Source organism: Streptococcus mitis (assembly GCF_008763935.1).
Lineage (GTDB): Bacteria > Bacillota > Bacilli > Lactobacillales > Streptococcaceae > Streptococcus > Streptococcus mitis_DB.
Genome location: NZ_VTQF01000003.1, coordinates 406,996 through 425,588 on the forward strand (window position 1 = coordinate 406,996; position 18,593 = coordinate 425,588).

Sequence of the window (18,593 nt, forward strand, 5' to 3'; positions counted from 1 at the left end):
AGTTTAAACCGAAAAGGGGAATCAATGGCTCTATTTAGTAAAAAAGATAAGTATATTCGAATCAATCCCAATCGTTCGGTTAGGGAAAAACCTCAAGCCAAGCCAGAGGTTCCAGATGAATTATTCTCCCAGTGTCCAGGCTGTAAGCATACCATTTATCAGAAGGATCTGGGAAGTGAGCGTATCTGTCCGCACTGTAGTTACACCTTTCGTATTTCTGCCCAAGAACGCTTGGCTTTGACGATTGATATGGGAACCTTCAAGGAATTGTTTACAGGGATTGAAAGCAAGGATCCCTTGCATTTCCCTGGTTATCAAAAGAAACTAGCAACTATGCGTGAAAAAACTGGTCTGGATGAAGCTGTTGTGACAGGAACAGCTCTTATAAAAGGTCAGACTGTGGCTCTTGGGATTATGGATTCCAACTTTATCATGGCTTCTATGGGTACGGTTGTAGGGGAAAAAATCACTCGTTTGTTTGAGTATGCGACGGTTGAACAATTACCAGTTGTTCTCTTCACAGCCTCTGGTGGGGCCCGTATGCAGGAAGGAATCATGAGTCTCATGCAGATGGCCAAGATCTCTGCAGCGGTTAAACGCCATTCAAATGCAGGCCTCTTTTACCTTACCATTTTGACTGATCCAACGACAGGTGGTGTGACAGCTTCTTTCGCTATGGAAGGCGATATCATTTTGGCTGAACCACAGAGTTTGGTTGGTTTTGCAGGGCGTCGTGTGATTGAAAACACGGTTCGTGAAAGCTTGCCTGAGGATTTCCAAAAGGCAGAATTTTTACTTGAGCATGGCTTTGTGGATGCTATCGTTAAAAGAAGAGATTTGCCAGATACGATTGCAAGCCTAGTCAGATTGCACGGAGGGGGTTCTAGATGAATATTGCAAAAATAGTCAGAGAAGCGCGTGAGCAGAGTCGCTTGACAACCTTGGACTTTGCGACAGGCATTTTTGATGAATTTATCCAATTACACGGTGACCGTTCTTTTCGTGATGATGGTGCAGTTGTTGGTGGTATTGGCTGGCTTGGGGAACAAGCTGTAACAGTAGTTGGTATCCAAAAAGGCAAGAGCTTGCAAGACAACCTCAAACGGAATTTTGGACAACCACATCCAGAAGGCTATCGCAAGGCCCTACGGTTGATGAAACAAGCTGAAAAATTTGGCCGTCCAGTTGTGACCTTTATCAATACTGCAGGTGCCTATCCTGGTGTGGGAGCGGAAGAACGTGGACAGGGAGAAGCTATTGCTCGCAATCTCATGGAAATGAGTGACCTGAAAGTTCCGATTATCGCCATCATTATAGGTGAAGGTGGTTCAGGTGGAGCTCTGGCTCTAGCAGTCGCAGACCGTGTTTGGATGCTGGAAAATTCTATCTATGCCATTCTCAGTCCAGAAGGTTTTGCTTCCATTCTATGGAAAGATGGCAGTCGTGCCATGGAAGCGGCAGAACTGATGAAAATCACTTCGCATGAACTGTTAGAAATGGACGTGGTGGACAAGGTGATTTCTGAAGCAGGACTTTCTAGTAAAGAACTGATTAAGAGTGTCAAAAAAGAACTCCAAACGGAACTAGCTTTACTGTCACAAAAAACGTTCGAGGAGTTGTTGGAAGAACGTTACCAACGATTTAGAAAATACTAAAAATGACTAAATGAGGCTAGAAAGGTCTCATTTTTTTAGAAAAATGCAGTTCAGACCGAAAAATTGACAGTTGAGGAGATGGACTATAAAATAGATAAAAAAGATGTATACTGTAGATGTAAGCTTACAAAAATTTATTTTAAGGAGGTACTTGATAGGACAGGTACAGATACATTTACAGTTCTTTCATCTGAGAACTTAGAGGAAACTTCAGGTGGTGGCATGATTTGGTTGGTTGATGATTATTATTGGAGTTGGCCTTATGCTTATAGCATTGCAACTGACTCGAGTACAATACTGAATCATGCGACTAGACGTGCTAATGGTATTGGCTACTGATAAATTAAAGGAGTGAGTATGAAAAAACTAGGGTATCTGGGAGTCTTTACATCACTGGTATTTCTATCGATTTATCTACCAGAGTTAGGGGCTGTGCAAATCACTAAGTTTTTAGGATGGGGGATAGATGGCTATTTTATCTTTTTAACAGTTGAAGTAACAGCTCTTTTGCTATTATTTATCTACTGGCTCAAAAAGAAAGAGATGCTCTATATTTTTGAAAAAAAGGGTTCAAAGAAGTCAAGATTCTTTTACCTTGTAGTTGGTCTAGTGGCTACTTATTTTGTTCGTCAATTGGTGGATGCTTTTCAGATACAGTATCACTATTTGGTTGATAACAAGTATATCTTTCAAGACCTTCTTTCGATTCTATACTCCAATAGGCAACCAACTTTTCTATCAACTGTTCTCAGTTTTAGTTTAACAGTAGTCGTCGCACCTATATCAGAGGAACTAATTGATAGAGGGTATTTTATGAATACCTTTTTCCACCAGTCCAAGTACTATCTGGATGTTATTCTATCTGCTCTTATCTTTGGACTTAGTCATTTGATCCTAACTCACCGAGATCCTATCAGTTTGATTATTTATATTCTTGTTGGTCTTTTCTTTGCTCTAGTATATCGATGGACAAAGAACTTAAAAATCACCATCCTGTGCCATAGTTTTTTTAACTTTCTCATTTATGCAAAACCCATCTGGATTTTTGTTTATAATTATGTCTATTACCACTTTTTAAGATAGTGGAAGCAAAGAAAACAGTGTTTGATATCTGTCAAACACTGTTTTCTATCTACTATTCTTCAGTCACAAATTGACTGAGCAGTCCGTTGATAAAGCGGGCTGATTTTTGATCTGAAAAATTCTTGGCAAGTTCAATGGCTTCATTGACTGCTACTAGTTGAGGTGTATCAAATGATGTGATTTCAAAGATTCCTAAGCGTAGTAAGTTTTTTTCGATCAAGGTCAAACGTTCAACTGTCCAGCCTGACTTGAGGTGCTGGTTGATTTGTTTATCCAACTCGTCTTTTTGAGCTTGAACACCAGAAACCAAGTTCAAAAGAAAGGCAGGGATTTGCACATCTTCATCTTCACGGTCATGTGTGTAGGCAAAGCGACAAGCTGTTTCCATATCTGTGTCAAATTCAAGGCTCATGAGAGCTTGAAAAGCGCATTTACGAAGTTCACGTCTAGATTCTAATAATGGACTAGTCATTGAGGAAGTCCTCGTTAAATAGATCTTTCAACTCAGGTTTTGGTGTTTTATCTGGAACGATTCCTGCAACATGGATGTTGACAGCAGCAAGTTCCACATCAGCCATATCACGGACAGCATCTTTGACTGCTTTTTGAATAGCAAGAGCAACTTTTGGTACTTTCACACCGTACTCAAGATAGAGATAAATGTCAGCAGTTAGCTCTTCGTTGCTTTCTTTTAAGTAGACACCACGACCAAGAGAAAGTTTTGATAGGGTATCAGATACGGATTTATTTGAAAATGAGTGGACACCATCAACTTTAGCAGTTGCGATGGCAATGATTTTTTCAAGTACACGTGGAGCGATAACGATTTCGCCAAATTGTTCTTCAATTCCCATAGAATGACCTCTTTCTAGAGATTAGGCACGAGAAACGTAAGTTCCTTCTGCAGTGTTGATGATCAATTTTTGTCCAGCTTCGATGAAGTCTGGAACGTTAACAACAAGTCCAGTTTCCATAGTTGCTGGTTTACCAGAACCTGTAACAGTAGCACCTTTGATAGATGGTTGTGTTTCAGCTACTGTCAATTCAACAGTAGTTGGTACAGTTACACCGATTACTTCAGTTCCGTAGAATTGGATTTTCACATCAGAGTTTTCAAGGATGTAAAGCAATTCATTTTCAACGTTTACGACTGGGATTTCGTATTGGTCGTAAGTTTCAGTGTTCATGAAGTAGGCAGTTTCATCCATTTTGTACAAGTATTGAGCTGGGACAGTTTCGATAATAGCTTGCTCGAATTTTTCTTCTGGACGGTAGCTTGTGTCAAATGTAGAACCAGTACGGACATCACGCAATTTCATACGCATGATCGTGTTCCCTTTACCTGGTTTGTGGTGGCTAGCTTCCAAAACGCGGATCAATTTTCCGTCTGCAGTTTCAAATGTCATACCAGCTTTCAATTTGCTTGCTTCAATCATGTTTTTACCTCTTTAATAAATATTGTTACTCTTTATTGTACCATAAAACGCAATAATTCTCAAATATCAGATTAACTTGAGTTAGTTGACAGGTACGATATTTCCTTCTTCATCTTTGGTTACGAGAACATACTTGCCGTCTACCTCGATGTAAAAGTTCTTACTTGCAGTTTGCCCATTATTTTGAATAGGAGCTTGAGTTTGTTGGTTGAGTTGCCCGCCAAGCGTTTGTCCCAGATTCATTCCCATAATTATGTTCATACCATTGCCATTGCCTTCATTGTTTGCAGCAACGATGAGAGCTTCGTTACGGGCACGACGTTCTTCAATCTCAATCGTATTGTATTTCATAGCGACTAGTTCGCTATCAAGTTTACGAATAATATTCAAGCTTTCTTGGTCATAGCTCAAATCTTCAAGCAGGATATTGGTTGTTTCAATTCCGTAAAGTCCAGTCCATACCTTGTTAACTTCTTGTTTTGCTAGATCGTTGAAAGTATCTTGATTGGCATTAAGACTATAGATATCAACTCGGTTTTCGTTTGTAAATTTGGCGATTGCAATAGCAATTTTAGGAGAGATATTTTGTCTGAGAGTTCCCTGAGCGATATCTTTCAGGGTAAATGCTCTATGATCTTCAATTTGTTGACTGATGGAGCTGACATAAAATAGGACTGGATCAGCAACTTTGATATCAAACAAGCCGTAGAAACGAATATTGAGCAATTGTTGATAGCGTTCACTGAAATACTCTACGGCGTTTTGAGTACCAAATTTATTACCTGCGATGGGTTGCATACGGATAAAGATGATTTCCTGTTGGGTAATGACTTGACCACCAAAAGAGAAGCGGTTTTTGAAATTTTCCCAAGTACCCTTTATACCACCCTTTTCAAGAAGCCAGGCATTATCTTCAGAACGCCATTCGTGGCTACCAGCTTCTAAGACATCGCCAAGGAAGGTTCCGTTGTTGACAAGAATAGCTACATAACCTTGTGGAACAATGACTACAGAACCATCTGTTAAAAGTCCAGTATTTTGGTTGCTTTGTCTAGAAGTGCCGTCAGGATCTTTTGTAAGAAGTTGTCCTTTAATGGCCAAGGCATCAGCTGTTAGGTTATTTGGAAGAACAATAGCTTCTTTAAATTTGCTATCGTTGAAACTATTAAGCCCTGAAGATAGGGCGGCACGAATAAATCCCATAATTTCCTCCTAATTATAAAGTTCGTCTTCATCCACAACATCGTAGGTATCGAGTACCCATTGGTTTGGACTGCGTGTTAGATCAGCATCGCAATAGTCACATTTACTGATAGCAGAGATTTTCAATGGGGCACCACAGTTTGGACAGTGGTCACTGATGGCTTCATCACTGACATTTAGTTCAGTTTGACTTCCGTGTTTACGGATAAAGTTCATTTGATAGACTGTAAACAAGTCCTCTTGAGGATCACCTTCGATGACACGTTTGCTTTGGTCTTCAATGACATAGTCCCTGAGTGTAGATGACAAGATCACAACAAGGGTATCGTTACCATCAGGATTTTCGTAGAAATCTTTAATGCGAACATTTTCAACATAGACTTTTTCTAAAACATTAGTTGTTTTAGCCCGGATATGATCTTCGAGTTGTATACTATGTTGGGAATAAAGGCTGGTACTTTCAAGAGAGCGAGCCAAATTCCAATCCTTTTTAGTCCAGGCTGCCTGTAACTGAATATAGACTTCTTTAACCCATGAAGCGAAAGCATCGGCATCAAAGTTTGGATCGCCATATTTAACACGACTAGTAGCTAATGTATTGTGTTCAACTCGACGATGGTTTTGGGGATTATATACAGTAGCGCTACTATAGGATTTTTCTGATGAGCTTTGATTACTTTTATTCTTTAGAACTAAGACAACTACGTAAACACCTATTAAAAAGACTACAATTCCGTACAACTCTTGCTCAGAGTAACTCGAACTATAGGAACCGTCTCCAGAACTGTAGCTACTTCTGTAGGAAGAACTACCGCTATTACTGCTACTGGAACGGCTTCGGCTACCATTTGAACTGGAGCTACTACGGCTAGAGCTACCACTTCGAGAATGTCCTACCCCTGCATCGATGGATTGCATCGGTGTAACGAAAAGGAGTAGTAAACAGGTGGTGAGAAGAGTATATAACTTTTTCATATGTCTCCTAACTATATGAATGCATACTGCAAGCCATCAGAACTGCTAATTTTTTAGCAGTCTGGTGTCAGTTATACTTTAAATGAGTTACTCATTTTTCAACTTGGCTAATTCTTGGGCAAGGAGTTTAAGGGCAACTTGTGGGTTGGCTTGGCCTTTGGTTGCCTTCATAAGGAATCCTGTGAAGGCCTTGTCTGCGTTGCGTTTGCCTGACTTGAAGTCGGCAACGGCTGCTTCATTATCCGCAAAGACTTGGTGGATGATTGGGATCAAGATTTCTGGATCTGAGATTTGCACCATGCCTGCTTTTTCCACGTATTCACGAGCACCACCACCATTTTTAGCCAAGTGGACAAAGACTTTCTTGGCAATCTTAGAAGAGATAGTGCCGTCTTCGATGATGGCAATCATTTCAACCAAGTTTTCTGGTGTCAATTCGATTTGTTCTAGTGTTTTTCCTTCAGCGTTCAAGAACTGAGCGACTTCGCCTTGGAGCCAGTTAGAGACTTGTTTGGCATCGCCACCAAGAGCCACAGCTTTTTCAAAGAAATCAGAAGTGACTTTATTTGCAGTCAACTGGCTAGCATCGTAGTCTGACAAACCAAGGTCAGAGACGTAGCGAGCACGGCGTTCTTTTGGAAACTCTGGTAACTCTGTCCGCATTTCCTCAATCCACTCGTCTGAAATTTCAAAGAGAGGTAGGTCTGGTTCTGGGAAGTAGCGGTAGTCAGCAGCGCCTTCCTTGACACGCATGAGGATAGTTGCTTTGTTAGCCTCATCGTAACGACGTGTTTCTTGGCGGATTTGACCACCTGATCGAAGGATTTCAGCTTGGCGTTGGACTTCGTATTCAAGACCTTTACGAACGTTTGAGAAGGAGTTGAGGTTTTTCAACTCAGTCTTGGTACCGAATTTTTCTTGACCATAAGGACGAAGAGAAATATTGGCATCCACACGCATAGAACCTTCTTCCATCTTAACGTCAGAAATACCAGCATACTGGATAACTTCCTTGAGGGCTGTCAGGTAAGCATAGGCTTCCTCTGGCGAACGCATGTCAGCTTCAGATACAATCTCAATCAATGGCACCCCTTGGCGGTTGAGGTCAACGTAAGAGTAGCCGTCTGTACCGTGGGTGTTTTTACCAGCATCTTCTTCTAAATGAGCACGTTCGATACCGATTTTCTTGGTCGTACCGTCTTTTAGCTCCACTTCAATCCAGCCGTTGTAGCCAATTGGCTCATCAAACTGAGAAATTTGGTAGGCTTTTGGATTGTCAGGATAGAAGTAGTTCTTGCGGTCAAAGTGCATCTTTTTGTGGATGTCCATGTTGAGGGCAAGAGCAGCCTTGATACCGGCATCGACAACACCTTTATTGAGAACGGGTAGTACTCCTGGGAAAGACCAGTCAATCACGTTGGTGTTGGCATTTTGGTCATTTCCAAAGTGAGCAGAAGTAGGTGAGAAGATTTTTGAATTGGTGTTGAGCTCTACGTGGACTTCAAGTCCAATGACTGTTTCAAAGTTCATTAGTTGTCACCTCCAAAAATCACGGGTTGTTGTTTGTGGTAGTCTGTTGTTGCTTCAAAAGCAGCAGCAGCTTGGTAAATGGTTTCTTCTGAGTATTTAGGACCAATCAATTGGAGACCGACAGGTAGTCCTTGAGAGAATCCAGCAGGAATCGAAATTCCTGGTAGACCAGCCAAGTTGACTGGGATTGTCAAGAGGTCAGCCAAGTACATGGCAACTGGGTCATGGTTGAGTGAGTCCAAGTCATAGGCAACGCTTGGAGCAGTTGGTCCCAAAATCAAGTCGTAATCCGCAAAGACGTTTTCGAAATCTTGGATGATAAGGGTACGAACCTGACCAGCTTTCTTGTAGTAAGCATCGTAGTAACCTGATGAAAGGCTGAAAGTACCTAGCATGATACGACGTTTCACTTCTTCACCAAAACCTTGGCTACGGCTGTTTACATAGATTTCATCAAGGTTAGTTGCATCTTCTGCACGATAGCCGTAACGGATACCGTCAAAGCGTTGCAAGTTTGAAGAAGCTTCTGATGAAGCGATGATGTAGTAAACGGCAACCCCGTATTTAGAGTGAGGCAGGCTGACTTCTTCAACGATAGCACCAAGTTTTTCAAAGTGCTTAGCAGCATTAAGGATGGTTTCTTTAACCTCTGGGTCAATTCCTTCACCAAGGTATTCCTTAGGCAAAGCAATTTTCATGTCCTTGATGTCTTGCCCGATTTTTGAAGTAAAGTCAGCGATGTGGACAGGAGCAGAAGTAGAGTCTTTGGCGTCTTCGCTGGCAATCGCATTGAGCAAGAGGGCGTTTTCCTTAACAGTCGGAGCGAAAGGTCCAATCTGGTCTAGAGAGCTACCAAAGGCAATAAGACCGAAACGAGAAACTGTTCCGTAGGTTGGTTTAAGACCAACGATCCCGTTGAAGGCAGCTGGTTGGCGGATAGAACCACCAGTATCAGATCCAAGTGACAAGCGGACTTGCCCTGAAGCTACTGCTGCGGCAGAACCACTAGAAGAGCCACCAGGAACCTTGGTCTGGTCCCAAGCATTTTTAGTGGCACCATAGTGCGAAGTCTCACCTGAACCACCCATGGCAAATTCGTCCATGTTGGTTTTCCCAACGACAATCATACCTTTAGATTTTGCGTTGGAAACGGCTGTAGCGTCAAAGATTGGCTCATAGTTGTAGAGCATTTTTGAGGCAGCAGTTGTGAGAATACCGTCTGTAGAGATATTATCTTTGACAGCCAATGGAATTCCTGAAAGGACATTATCAGCGTCAATTCCAGCTTCATCAATGGCTTTAGCTTGAGCAAGAGCCTGCTCCTCGGCGATGGTAACAAAAGCGTTAATAGCTGTCTCGCGAGACTTGATATCTTCAAGCGTTGCTTGGGTCAATTCAGTTGCAGAAATTTCCTTAGAAACAAGGAGAGTGTGCAAGTCTTCAATGGTTTTATTGTTAAAAGTCATTAGGCATCTCCTCCATCGTCTAGGATAGCTGGTACCTTGATATAGTAGTTATCTTTTTCAGGTACGTTTTTAAACAAGCGATCACGGTCTGTTCCTTCTTCGGCCACATCAGGGCGGAGTACGGTCTTACGGTCAGCCATAGTTGTAGTAGGTGCGACACCAGTTGTGTCAACTTCGCCCAGCAATTCAACCATGTCAACAATTTTAGACAAGGTAGTCGCAAAGGCAGCAGTTTCTTCTTCAGAGAATCTTAATTTTGAAAGATTGGCAACGTGTGTTACCTCTTCTTGCGTAATTTTCATCTTGCATCCTTTCGTGAAATGATGATTTTTAGTCTGTTCTATTTTACCATATTTTCCTATAAATAAGGGAGGGAAAGCTGAAAAAAGACAGGTATAGGATGGAGAACGGATTTTGATGATGATTTATTTGAAAAGCGGATTTCAAAGGGGAAAATATATGGTACAATAGTTTAACAGAGAAGTGAAGACGGTGGTTACGAAATCGAAAGGATGGTGATGCTTATGTGCAGAACCTGTAAAATCTTATACTCAATGAAAATCAAAGAGCAAACTAGGAAGCTAGCCGCAGACTGTACTTTAGTACGGCAAGGCGAAGCTGACGCAGTTTGAATTTGATTTTCGAAGAGTATTTAGTAGAAAGTAGTAACCAGATTTGCCTCCCTTTTGAGGCTTTGACACTCATGTTTGTAGCTGGTAACTTTGTTATCACGCTCCTGAAGTTCATCCTTGAATTGGTAAAAGATACAAAAAAATAGCCGTCCTAACTTTGGAGAGTTAACGAGCTATTTTTTAGTTATGTAATTACAGCCACCGTCTTAAACGGCTCTGTGGGGTGTTGTTGTCGCAACAACTTTTTCTATATTTATTGTAACATTTATTTGAAAAATTGCAAGGGGAATTGTTCTACTTTAGCAGTGTCTGATATAAAATAGAAATTGAAAAATCGTTTTTAATCCGCTATAATGGTTAAACTAGAAAAAAGAAAAATAAGAGTTAGGATAGTAACATGTTTCATCAATTTATCACCAGATCTCAGACGGTCCCTCCTCCCATTTCGCTTTTTTGGTATGGGGTTATGATGCTGGTCTTAATGCTTTGTATTTATGGGGCACTTGCTTATCACAAAAATCCGAAATTTGTATACTTGTTTAAGGGGATTCAGATCCTCCAGTTGCTAGCACTTTATAGTTGGTATGTTGGTTTTGGGATTCCCTTTTCTAATAGTCTCCCATTTTATCATTGCCGTTTAGCTATGTTTGCTGTGGTTTTCTTGCCTGATAAATGGAAAAGCAAGCAGTACTTTGCCCTCTTAGGAGCAAGTGGAGCTGTCTTTGCACTGGTTTACCCAGTTTTTGACCCCTATGATTTCCCCCATATCACTAGTTTTTCATTTTTGATTGGGCACTATGCACTTTTAGTGAATTCCTTGGTCTACTTGATGAATCATTATGACAAGAGCCTGCTCAAGAAATATATGATTGTAGCCTATACCTTTATCCTCAATCTCTTTCTAGTTGGGGTTAATCAGGTGACTGGTGGGAATTATGGCCTGTTAAATAAGACACCTTTTATTCCTGATGCCCCCCTGTGGCTAAAGTACCTACTTGTGTCTGTCATCCTTTCACTGGCTCTGGTTCTTTTTGATATCTTATTCAAAAAACGGTGGAAAAAGAGAAACCAGGTGAAATCGGTGCTCTAGCTAACTTTTTTCATCGGATGAGCAATTGAAAAACTACTCAAAATCCGATATAATGGAGTGTTGAAAGGAATGGTAAAATCCAATGTAAAAATCATTCTTAGCTATTGAAACAAGAAAAATAGAGAATCAAAGAAAGAGAACTTATGAATATTCAAGAAGAAATTAAGAAACGTCGTACCTTTGCTATCATCTCCCACCCTGACGCGGGGAAAACAACCATTACTGAGCAGTTGCTCTACTTTGGGGGCGAGATTCGTGAGGCTGGTACCGTAAAAGGAAAGAAAACAGGGACTTTTGCCAAGTCTGACTGGATGGATATCGAGAAGCAACGTGGGATTTCGGTGACCTCATCTGTTATGCAATTTGACTACGATGGCAAGCGTGTGAATATCCTAGACACACCAGGACACGAGGACTTCTCAGAAGACACCTATCGTACTTTGATGGCGGTGGATGCTGCGGTCATGGTCGTGGACTCTGCCAAGGGTATCGAGGCTCAAACTAAAAAATTATTTGAGGTTGTGAAACACCGTGGCATTCCAGTCTTCACCTTTATGAACAAGCTGGACCGTGACGGTCGTGAGCCGCTGGATCTCTTGCAAGAATTGGAAGAAGTCTTGGGCATTGCTAGTTACCCAATGAACTGGCCAATCGGGATGGGGAAAGCCTTTGAGGGCTTGTATGATCTCTATAACCAACGCTTGGAGCTCTACAAGGGGGATGAGCGTTTCGCTAGTCTAGAAGATGGGGACAAGCTTTTTGGTAGTAATCCTTTCTACGAGCAAGTCAAGGATGATATTGAGCTTTTAAATGAAGCTGGAAATGAGTTTTCAGAGGAAGCTATTCTAGTTGGAGAATTGACGCCAGTCTTCTTCGGTTCAGCTCTTACTAACTTTGGCGTGCAAACCTTCCTTGAAACCTTCCTTAAGTTTGCTCCAGAACCACATGGTCACAAGAAAACAGACGGTGAAATTGTGGATCCTTACGACAAGGATTTCTCAGGATTTGTCTTTAAAATCCAAGCCAACATGGACCCTCGTCACCGTGACCGTATTGCCTTTGTCCGTATCGTTTCGGGTGAGTTTGAGCGCGGGATGAGTGTCAATCTGCCTCGTACTGGTAAGGGTGCCAAACTATCTAATGTTACTCAGTTTATGGCGGAAAGTCGTGAGAATGTGACCAATGCCGTGGCAGGTGATATTATCGGGGTTTACGATACAGGTACTTATCAGGTTGGGGACACTTTAACAGTTGGAAAAAACAAGTTTGAGTTTGAACCACTGCCAACCTTTACTCCTGAAATTTTCATGAAAGTTTCTGCTAAGAATGTCATGAAGCAAAAATCTTTCCACAAGGGGATTGAGCAATTGGTACAAGAAGGTGCTATTCAGCTTTATAAGAATTACCAAACAGGCGAATACATGCTGGGAGCTGTAGGTCAACTCCAGTTTGAAGTCTTTAAGCACCGTATGGAAGGCGAGTACAATGCGGAAGTGGTCATGAGCCCAATGGGTAAAAAGACAGTTCGCTGGATCAAACCTGAGGACTTGGATGAACGGATGTCGTCAAGTCGAAATATCTTGGCCAAAGACCGTTTTGACCAACCAGTCTTTCTCTTTGAAAATGACTTTGCCCTCCGCTGGTTTGCAGATAAGTATCCAGACGTAGAGTTGGAGGAAAAGATGTAACTCAGTACCAACAATTGGAACTAAAGTTCCTAATTGTTGGACGCTAGTCGCTATTTGGCGAACTAGTTAACTGCCTCACTAACTTCGTTTTGTAAATAGAATCGATTTGCCAAACTCCGTGTCGTGGTGTAAAAATCGGTAACTGCTGTGGATGTCATGATTCACAGCTTTTTTGTTTTTAAAATATGAAATATAAGAACGCTCAGGGAGGTAAGTTTGTTGATGTCATGGTCTCTGTTATAGTTTTATTTTTATAGTATGAATTTAGATGAAGGGAATGTTAAAACAGGTTTGAATTTTTGGAGGGGTTCCTATCATAGAGAAGGTCTTTCCATATGTAAATAGATTTGAAGCCTCGTATTTTTTTGAAAAAAACAATATAATATCTTGACTATCGTTTTCGCTTGGAGTATACTATTAAAGTATGATTAGAATTGGGTGGATTGTCCACTTGATTATGTAACGAAAGGGTAGAATATGTTTTTTAGACGTCAGAAAGGTGAGTATAGAGAAACCGACCGAGTGACGCGGTATAAGTTAATCAAATCAGGAAAACATTGGTTGCGAGCTTCAACCTCTCTTTTTGGTTTGTTCAAGGTCTTGCGTGGTGGTGTAGATACGACTCAAGTCATGACAGAAGTAGTAGAGGATAAAGTGAATCCTTCTATTACAGGTTTGGATATCATAAAAGGTCTTGCGGCTACTGGGGCTGTTTTAGGTGGTGCTGTGGCTACTCAAACAAAAGTGTTTGCAAATGAAGCAGTAGCTGTGGAAAAAACACTAGAAAATCCCGATCTTTTGGTCACAAATGATACAGTAGTTTTGGGTACGACATCAGTAAGTAATTCAGAGAATTCTGCTAGCTTGTCTACTTCTTTGAGCGAAAGCACTTCGATGTCAGAATCTGTATCTAAGAGTTCGTCAGCGTCAGCCAGTGCTTCGATGAGTACTTCTGCAAGTGTCTCAGCAAGTACTTCTAATAGTGCTTCTACAAGTGCATCTGTCGGCAACTCTACTAGTATTAGTCAAACAACAAGTGAGCCGGGTAGTTTCTCGTTGGTGGCTAGTTTATCGGGTGAACAGAGCACTTCTGCGCCAGCAACTGACCGAGATGCTTCTGTATCAAAAGAATCAACTGGCCTTAAAATTGATTCTGCTCTACTAAAGGCAACTGAAATTGATGGGAAGGTTAGTGCGAGCGCTGCTCAATCAACTTCTACCACGACTAGTATCGTAGGAGTTACTGCTGGTGCTGTCGCAACAGCAGAAGTTTCAGCTAAGCAACAAGATGACAATCGTAAGAAGTTGACAAAACTTTCAGCTGAGATGGGTGAGTATCTAGCTAAAGCTGTTGGCTTACCAAATACTGACTCGGCTATCACTAAGGTCAACGCTGCGGTAACTGAAATTGAAAAGGCCTTGGCTGATCCAACTAGTGATTTGACAGCAGTGGTGCAAAAAGCAACCTTAGCTCGTAATTCCATTGTTAATGCCGTTTTGAGAGCCAATTCAGGCGCGCGTGATGCTCGTAATGGAAAAGCCATGTTGCGTGATGCTTCTCTAAGAGCAAGTTGGGCTCCTCAGCAGGGAGATGGCCGCATGAATGTAAGTGGTCCAACTGCTACTTTTGATAAGGCTACTGGAATCGCGACATACACCATGAATGTCCATGCTGATAGTGCCTTGAGTCATGTCGGTGTAAAAATCGAAGTCGGTAAAGGTGGACATGTCCAAAGTGCGACCTTTAACGGTAGTTCAATGGAAAAAACATATGCACATGGTTTAGAGGCAGGTTATAGTTATCGTCATGGCCAAAACCGGAATTTAGAGGGACAAGTTGTAGTAAGAGTTAAATACGATAATAATGTTCCGACTGCGACTGCCAATATGCAGGTTCAAGTAAGTTCTGCTCCTATTTATGAAAATACTCCAGGGAATGGATCGGCAGTTCAATCGGCAAGTGTTCCAACTGGCTATAATGAAACAAAACCGACACCACCACCTTCTGTGAGTAAATCAGGTCCAATTATCCAGAATAATAATGGAACTCATTTTGATGTTTATAATGATGATTATTTCGTTCATGAGCTTCCTATTTTAAAAAATGGAGCTAGTATCCGCCAATATGGAATTATCAAGCAGGATGCCATTCCCGGAGTCACTTATGGCGGACAATTGATGGGACAAGAAATAAATCGACCCAATCCGAGATATAATCCTTACGTTCCTAGTACTGGAAGCCCATGGTTAAATCAAACAAAGGAAATTAAAGATATTGGAACGGGTATATCAGGTACTGTAGGTAACGGTGAGGCATCCGCTGTAGTAGGAAAAACCTATAGCTATCGTATTGGTGCATCAGATTGGGGTGGTAGATCATCTGAGACTACTCTTACCTACACCATCAAAGGTTTCAATGAGCGTCATAATGTTCAAAGTGGAGATACTGTTCAGGTTTCTGATTTGGACCATTTGACACCAGATGAAGTGAAGGAAGTATATAATAACTTTATCCACAATGAGGCCAATAAAAATGATTTATTGTCTAATCAAGATGTAGTAAAAGCTGGTACACAATCAAATTTATCTTATGCTGAAAATGGGAAGTTGACTTTATCATATCCTGGAACTAAGTCGAAAATTGAAGTTGATACTGATGGCACCATTACAGTTACTTATCGTGATGGTACATCAAGCACAATCAATGCTTCTTTAGAGAAGGAAAAAATACCTCCAGTAATAACCGTTACTGCGACCCGTAATGGTAAACCTCTAGCTGCAGAAACAGGAGGTATAGCAGGAGATAAATATTACTATTACTATGCAGGTGATGATATCGGTTTTGAAATGAAAGCCGTAGATAATAAGGGAAAACTGAGGGAGTTTAAACTTGTAGCACAGGCTGATGGTTATAGACCAGCGTCAGAAATGGCTCAAAACATCTTTGGAGATAATAGTTACGGGACTGGGACAGCTACTTCTCTATCAGATCCAAATGGGAATCTCGTTGCGACTGAGTCTAATCCGGCAGTCATAACTGCAACTGGGCATATGAAAGATGATTTGACTTATGCTCCTAAAAATGAATGGCGTCGTAATGCAGTAGCAACAGATAAAGCAGGGAACGTTACGATTCCGGGGGATAACAGTACAGGGAACTTCTTTATCAAGCAACGTCCTTTGAATGAGCGTTACAAGCATGAACCAGAATTTACAATTAAAAACCCTGAGTTTACGCCTGTAGTAAATAAGAATAGCCTGACGGAGCTTGAGAAGAAAGCGGTTAAGGCTGCTATTTATGCTAAAAACAATCAAGAGACCTTCAGAATCAAGGATATTGAAGTTCAAGACAATGGTACAGCAAAAATAGTCTATAAGGACGGAACGAAGAGTGATGACATTCCACAGTCAGTAACAGTCAACGAACGTCCTAAGTTAGTCATTCCTTACGACAATCCGGCAACGAAAGAAATCTATCTTTATCGTAATGAATCAGTCAATATTACTCTAAAAGCGACGGATGACTCTGGAAAACTCAATTCATTGAAGTTTACTAGACCTGATGGGACCAGTGATGGAACTGGTAGTGGAACTGCTAATGATTACGGTGGTTTCACTGGGGTAACACGTTCTAATACCATCACTTCTACGACAAACCAAGATAATGCTACGATTACCTTGACAGGTACTCTAAATAAAAGTTTGCAAAAAGGGGCATTTACTGAACGTAAACTCGTAACTACGGATAACCAGAATACATCAAATAGTACTGATAATAACGAAGGTTACATCAAGTTTGTTGTCAAGGATCAAACGGATAAGTATAATGCGGTTTCTAAAGTAGACACTATTTATACCTATGCGGGTGAAACAGCAGAAGACTTGGGAAATGCAGCTAACTTTGTTCAACTTGAAGGTGGTAAATCTCTGCCTGCAGGAGCGACGGTTAAATGGACAAATACGATTGACAATTCGACTACTGGGACAAAGAGTGCTGTTGCGCGTGTTACTTATTCGGATGGTTCAACCGATGATGTGACGGTCAACTATAAGGTCTTGGCTACGATTGCCCCTAAAGGACCTGTGAATGATATTCAAGGTACAGCTCCTCATAATGGTAACTTATGGCATGATTATGTCAACAAGCAAGGAGACGGTGATTACCCAAGTGGAGCTAGTCAAACTTGGAGAAAAAATGGGCAGCCTGTAGCAAATTCACCGATTAGTACAGCGGAAACAGGTCGACACAATTACCAAGTCACCTTTACTTATCCTGTTGGTCGTACAGGTGCGGGGGATACTACTAAACTAAGTAAAACTGTTGATGTTGTTCATGATGTTTATAAATTTGGAACAAATCGTTCTTATACTTTTACGCAGAATAAAACCAATGAACCGGCTTATAAACAAGCTGTAGCAAATCCTAAGGAAGTTGTTACTAATTTTTCTGGAAATCCAGATTTTAATGCAGCACTTACTAATTATAAGTGGGTAGACGGTGCTCCGTCACTTACGACAGTTGGAACCTTTACTAAGGAAGTAGAAGTAGAACTACCTGCAGATTCAACGGGGGTAAGAGTTACACAAAAAGTTCCTGTTACTGTGAGGGTAAATCCACAAGCACCAGCTATCTCAGTAGATTCTACTAATGAAACAGGTGGTTTGCCAAATCGTTCGATCGTTGTTACGAATGTAACGCCTGGAGCTCTTGTAACCTTGACTTTAGCAGGCCATACGTTCGAGAAGAGAGCTAAGGCCAATGAATCAAGTGTTACCTTTGAACCTACTGATCTGAAAAAAGCTTACGACGGCAATAACGGTCTTCTTCCGACAGGTGATGTAACAGCTAAATCTACAGTTGCTGGTCTGAATTCAGAAGTAACGACAAGTTCGATTACTCCTGAACGTGTGAAACCAACAATTACTTATACTGTAAGAGTAAATGGTCAAGAGCCTAAGAGAGATGGCAATGGTCGCTATTTGTTCTATGCTGGAGATAAAATCCAGATTACTTATACAGGTAAAGATAACAGTGGTAAGTTAGTTACCTTAAAGGTTTCTGGTAATAGAAAAGATTTGACAGATTTCTTCGAAAACACACCTGAGTGGGGAACTGGTCCTATCACAAATATTATCAATACTTTAACCAATGATGACCAGACCACATTTACTATTAATGCGGTTGCTAATAAAGATCTTGCGTGGAAATCAGGGAACACCTGGGGACGTTGGCTCACTGCTACAGATCCTAGTGGCAACACTGTTGATGTAGGAGAAATTCGAATTCAGCAAGATCAGTTGCAAAACTTGTTTAAGAAGCCTGCTATTGAGCTGACAGAAGTTAAGGATAAAAATCACTTAACAGAAACTGATAAGGAAAACGTTCGTGAAGAAATAAGAAAAGCTCATGATAAAGTGACTCCAAATGGTCGGGATCGTATTTCTAGTATTGACGTAAGTGAGAATGGTGTTGCAACAGTTTATTATAAAGATAATGCTAAAGTAACATCTGGTAGTCAACCGTATGCACCAACGGTCTATAGTCAAGATGAAACTGTTTCAGACAAGAAATATCGTTCTGAGTCAGCTTCGGCAAGCACATCTGCCTCTGAATCAGCAAGTACCAGTGCATCAGCTTCAGCACGCACATCAGCGTCAGCTTCAGCAAGTACCAGCGCATCAGCTTCAGCATCAACAAGCGCATCAGCTTCAGCATCAACAAGTGCATCAGCTTCAGCATCAACAAGTGCGTCAGCTTCAGCGTCAACAAGCGCATCGGCATCAGCATCGACAAGCGCATCAGCTTCAGCATCGACAAGTGCGTCAGCTTCAGCG

Annotated in this window: 16 protein-coding genes; 8 read left to right on the forward strand and 8 right to left on the reverse strand. The window is 41.3% G+C overall.

The features are described 5' to 3' along the window. Positions 1-24: 24 nt before the first annotated feature. The 4 genes from accD (at position 25) to F9B91_RS07045 (ending at position 2,738) form a co-directional block, all read left to right on the forward strand. The gene (accD, locus tag F9B91_RS07030) at positions 25-891 is read left to right on the forward strand and encodes an acetyl-CoA carboxylase, carboxyltransferase subunit beta (RefSeq protein WP_150922822.1); all 867 of its coding nucleotides are present in this window, start codon (positions 25-27) and stop codon (positions 889-891) included. Next, positions 888-1,655 (forward strand): acetyl-CoA carboxylase carboxyl transferase subunit alpha, encoded by a 768-nt coding sequence (locus F9B91_RS07035; RefSeq protein WP_084886616.1) that lies wholly within the window; start codon positions 888-890, stop codon positions 1,653-1,655. The genes accD and F9B91_RS07035 overlap by 4 nt, the downstream gene beginning before the upstream one ends. 132 nt (positions 1,656-1,787) lie before the next feature. Beyond that, positions 1,788-1,994, forward strand: a complete 207-nt coding sequence (locus F9B91_RS12165; RefSeq protein ID WP_033682759.1) for a hypothetical protein — start codon at positions 1,788-1,790, stop codon at positions 1,992-1,994. A gap of 18 nt (positions 1,995-2,012) precedes the next feature. Beyond that, positions 2,013-2,738 carry a CPBP family intramembrane glutamic endopeptidase gene (locus F9B91_RS07045; RefSeq protein ID WP_150922823.1) on the forward strand — a complete coding sequence of 242 codons (726 nt, stop codon included), beginning with the start codon at positions 2,013-2,015 and terminating at the stop codon, positions 2,736-2,738. A gap of 52 nt (positions 2,739-2,790) precedes the next feature. On the opposite strand, the gene nusB is transcribed toward F9B91_RS07045, so the two are convergent. The 8 genes from nusB to gatC all read right to left on the reverse strand — a co-directional run bounded on the left by nusB (position 2,791) and on the right by gatC (position 9,650). Next, positions 2,791-3,210, reverse strand: a complete 420-nt coding sequence (gene nusB / locus F9B91_RS07050) for a transcription antitermination factor NusB (protein WP_150922824.1) — start codon at positions 3,208-3,210, stop codon at positions 2,791-2,793. Continuing rightward, positions 3,203-3,592 carry an Asp23/Gls24 family envelope stress response protein gene (locus F9B91_RS07055; RefSeq protein ID WP_000510575.1) on the reverse strand — a complete coding sequence of 130 codons (390 nt, stop codon included), beginning with the start codon at positions 3,590-3,592 and terminating at the stop codon, positions 3,203-3,205. Before F9B91_RS07055 ends, nusB begins: the two co-directional genes overlap by 8 nt. 21 nt (positions 3,593-3,613) lie before the next feature. Next, entirely contained in the window at positions 3,614-4,174 is a 561-nt protein-coding gene (gene efp / locus F9B91_RS07060; RefSeq protein WP_000568643.1) for an elongation factor P, read from the reverse strand. Positions 4,175-4,255: 81 nt separating this feature from the next. Further along, positions 4,256-5,377: an SPFH domain-containing protein gene (locus F9B91_RS07065; RefSeq protein ID WP_033686480.1), complete on the reverse strand. Its 1,122-nt coding sequence runs from the start codon at positions 5,375-5,377 to the stop codon at positions 4,256-4,258. A 9-nt stretch (positions 5,378-5,386) separates the two neighbouring features. After that, positions 5,387-6,352 carry a zinc-ribbon domain-containing transport protein gene (locus F9B91_RS07070; RefSeq protein ID WP_084861660.1) on the reverse strand — a complete coding sequence of 322 codons (966 nt, stop codon included), beginning with the start codon at positions 6,350-6,352 and terminating at the stop codon, positions 5,387-5,389. Positions 6,353-6,439: 87 nt separating this feature from the next. Further along, a complete protein-coding gene (gatB, locus tag F9B91_RS07075) occupies positions 6,440-7,882 on the reverse strand; it encodes an Asp-tRNA(Asn)/Glu-tRNA(Gln) amidotransferase subunit GatB (RefSeq protein WP_150922825.1) in 1,443 nt (480 codons plus the stop codon). Continuing rightward, a complete protein-coding gene (gene gatA / locus F9B91_RS07080) occupies positions 7,882-9,348 on the reverse strand; it encodes an Asp-tRNA(Asn)/Glu-tRNA(Gln) amidotransferase subunit GatA (RefSeq protein ID WP_150922826.1) in 1,467 nt (488 codons plus the stop codon). The genes gatB and gatA overlap by 1 nt, the downstream gene beginning before the upstream one ends. Continuing rightward, positions 9,348-9,650, reverse strand: a complete 303-nt coding sequence (gatC, locus tag F9B91_RS07085) for an Asp-tRNA(Asn)/Glu-tRNA(Gln) amidotransferase subunit GatC (protein ID WP_000705419.1) — start codon at positions 9,648-9,650, stop codon at positions 9,348-9,350. The genes gatA and gatC overlap by 1 nt, the downstream gene beginning before the upstream one ends. A 401-nt stretch (positions 9,651-10,051) precedes the next feature. On the opposite strand from gatC, the gene F9B91_RS11470 reads away from it, so the two are divergent. The 4 genes from F9B91_RS11470 to F9B91_RS11310 all read left to right on the forward strand — a co-directional run. Continuing rightward, positions 10,052-10,126, forward strand: a complete 75-nt coding sequence (locus tag F9B91_RS11470; RefSeq protein ID WP_263641467.1) for a hypothetical protein — start codon at positions 10,052-10,054, stop codon at positions 10,124-10,126. Positions 10,127-10,377: 251 nt separating this feature from the next. Further along, complete coding sequence (locus F9B91_RS07090; RefSeq protein WP_150922827.1) at positions 10,378-11,070, forward strand: TIGR02206 family membrane protein; 693 nt, start codon at positions 10,378-10,380, stop codon at positions 11,068-11,070. Positions 11,071-11,213: 143 nt separating this feature from the next. Further along, complete coding sequence (locus F9B91_RS07095; protein WP_150922828.1) at positions 11,214-12,758, forward strand: peptide chain release factor 3; 1,545 nt, start codon at positions 11,214-11,216, stop codon at positions 12,756-12,758. Positions 12,759-13,235: 477 nt separating this feature from the next. Continuing rightward, the coding region (locus F9B91_RS11310) for an accessory Sec-dependent serine-rich glycoprotein adhesin (protein ID WP_191962425.1) at positions 13,236-18,593 on the forward strand (5,358 nt) is incomplete at its 3' end.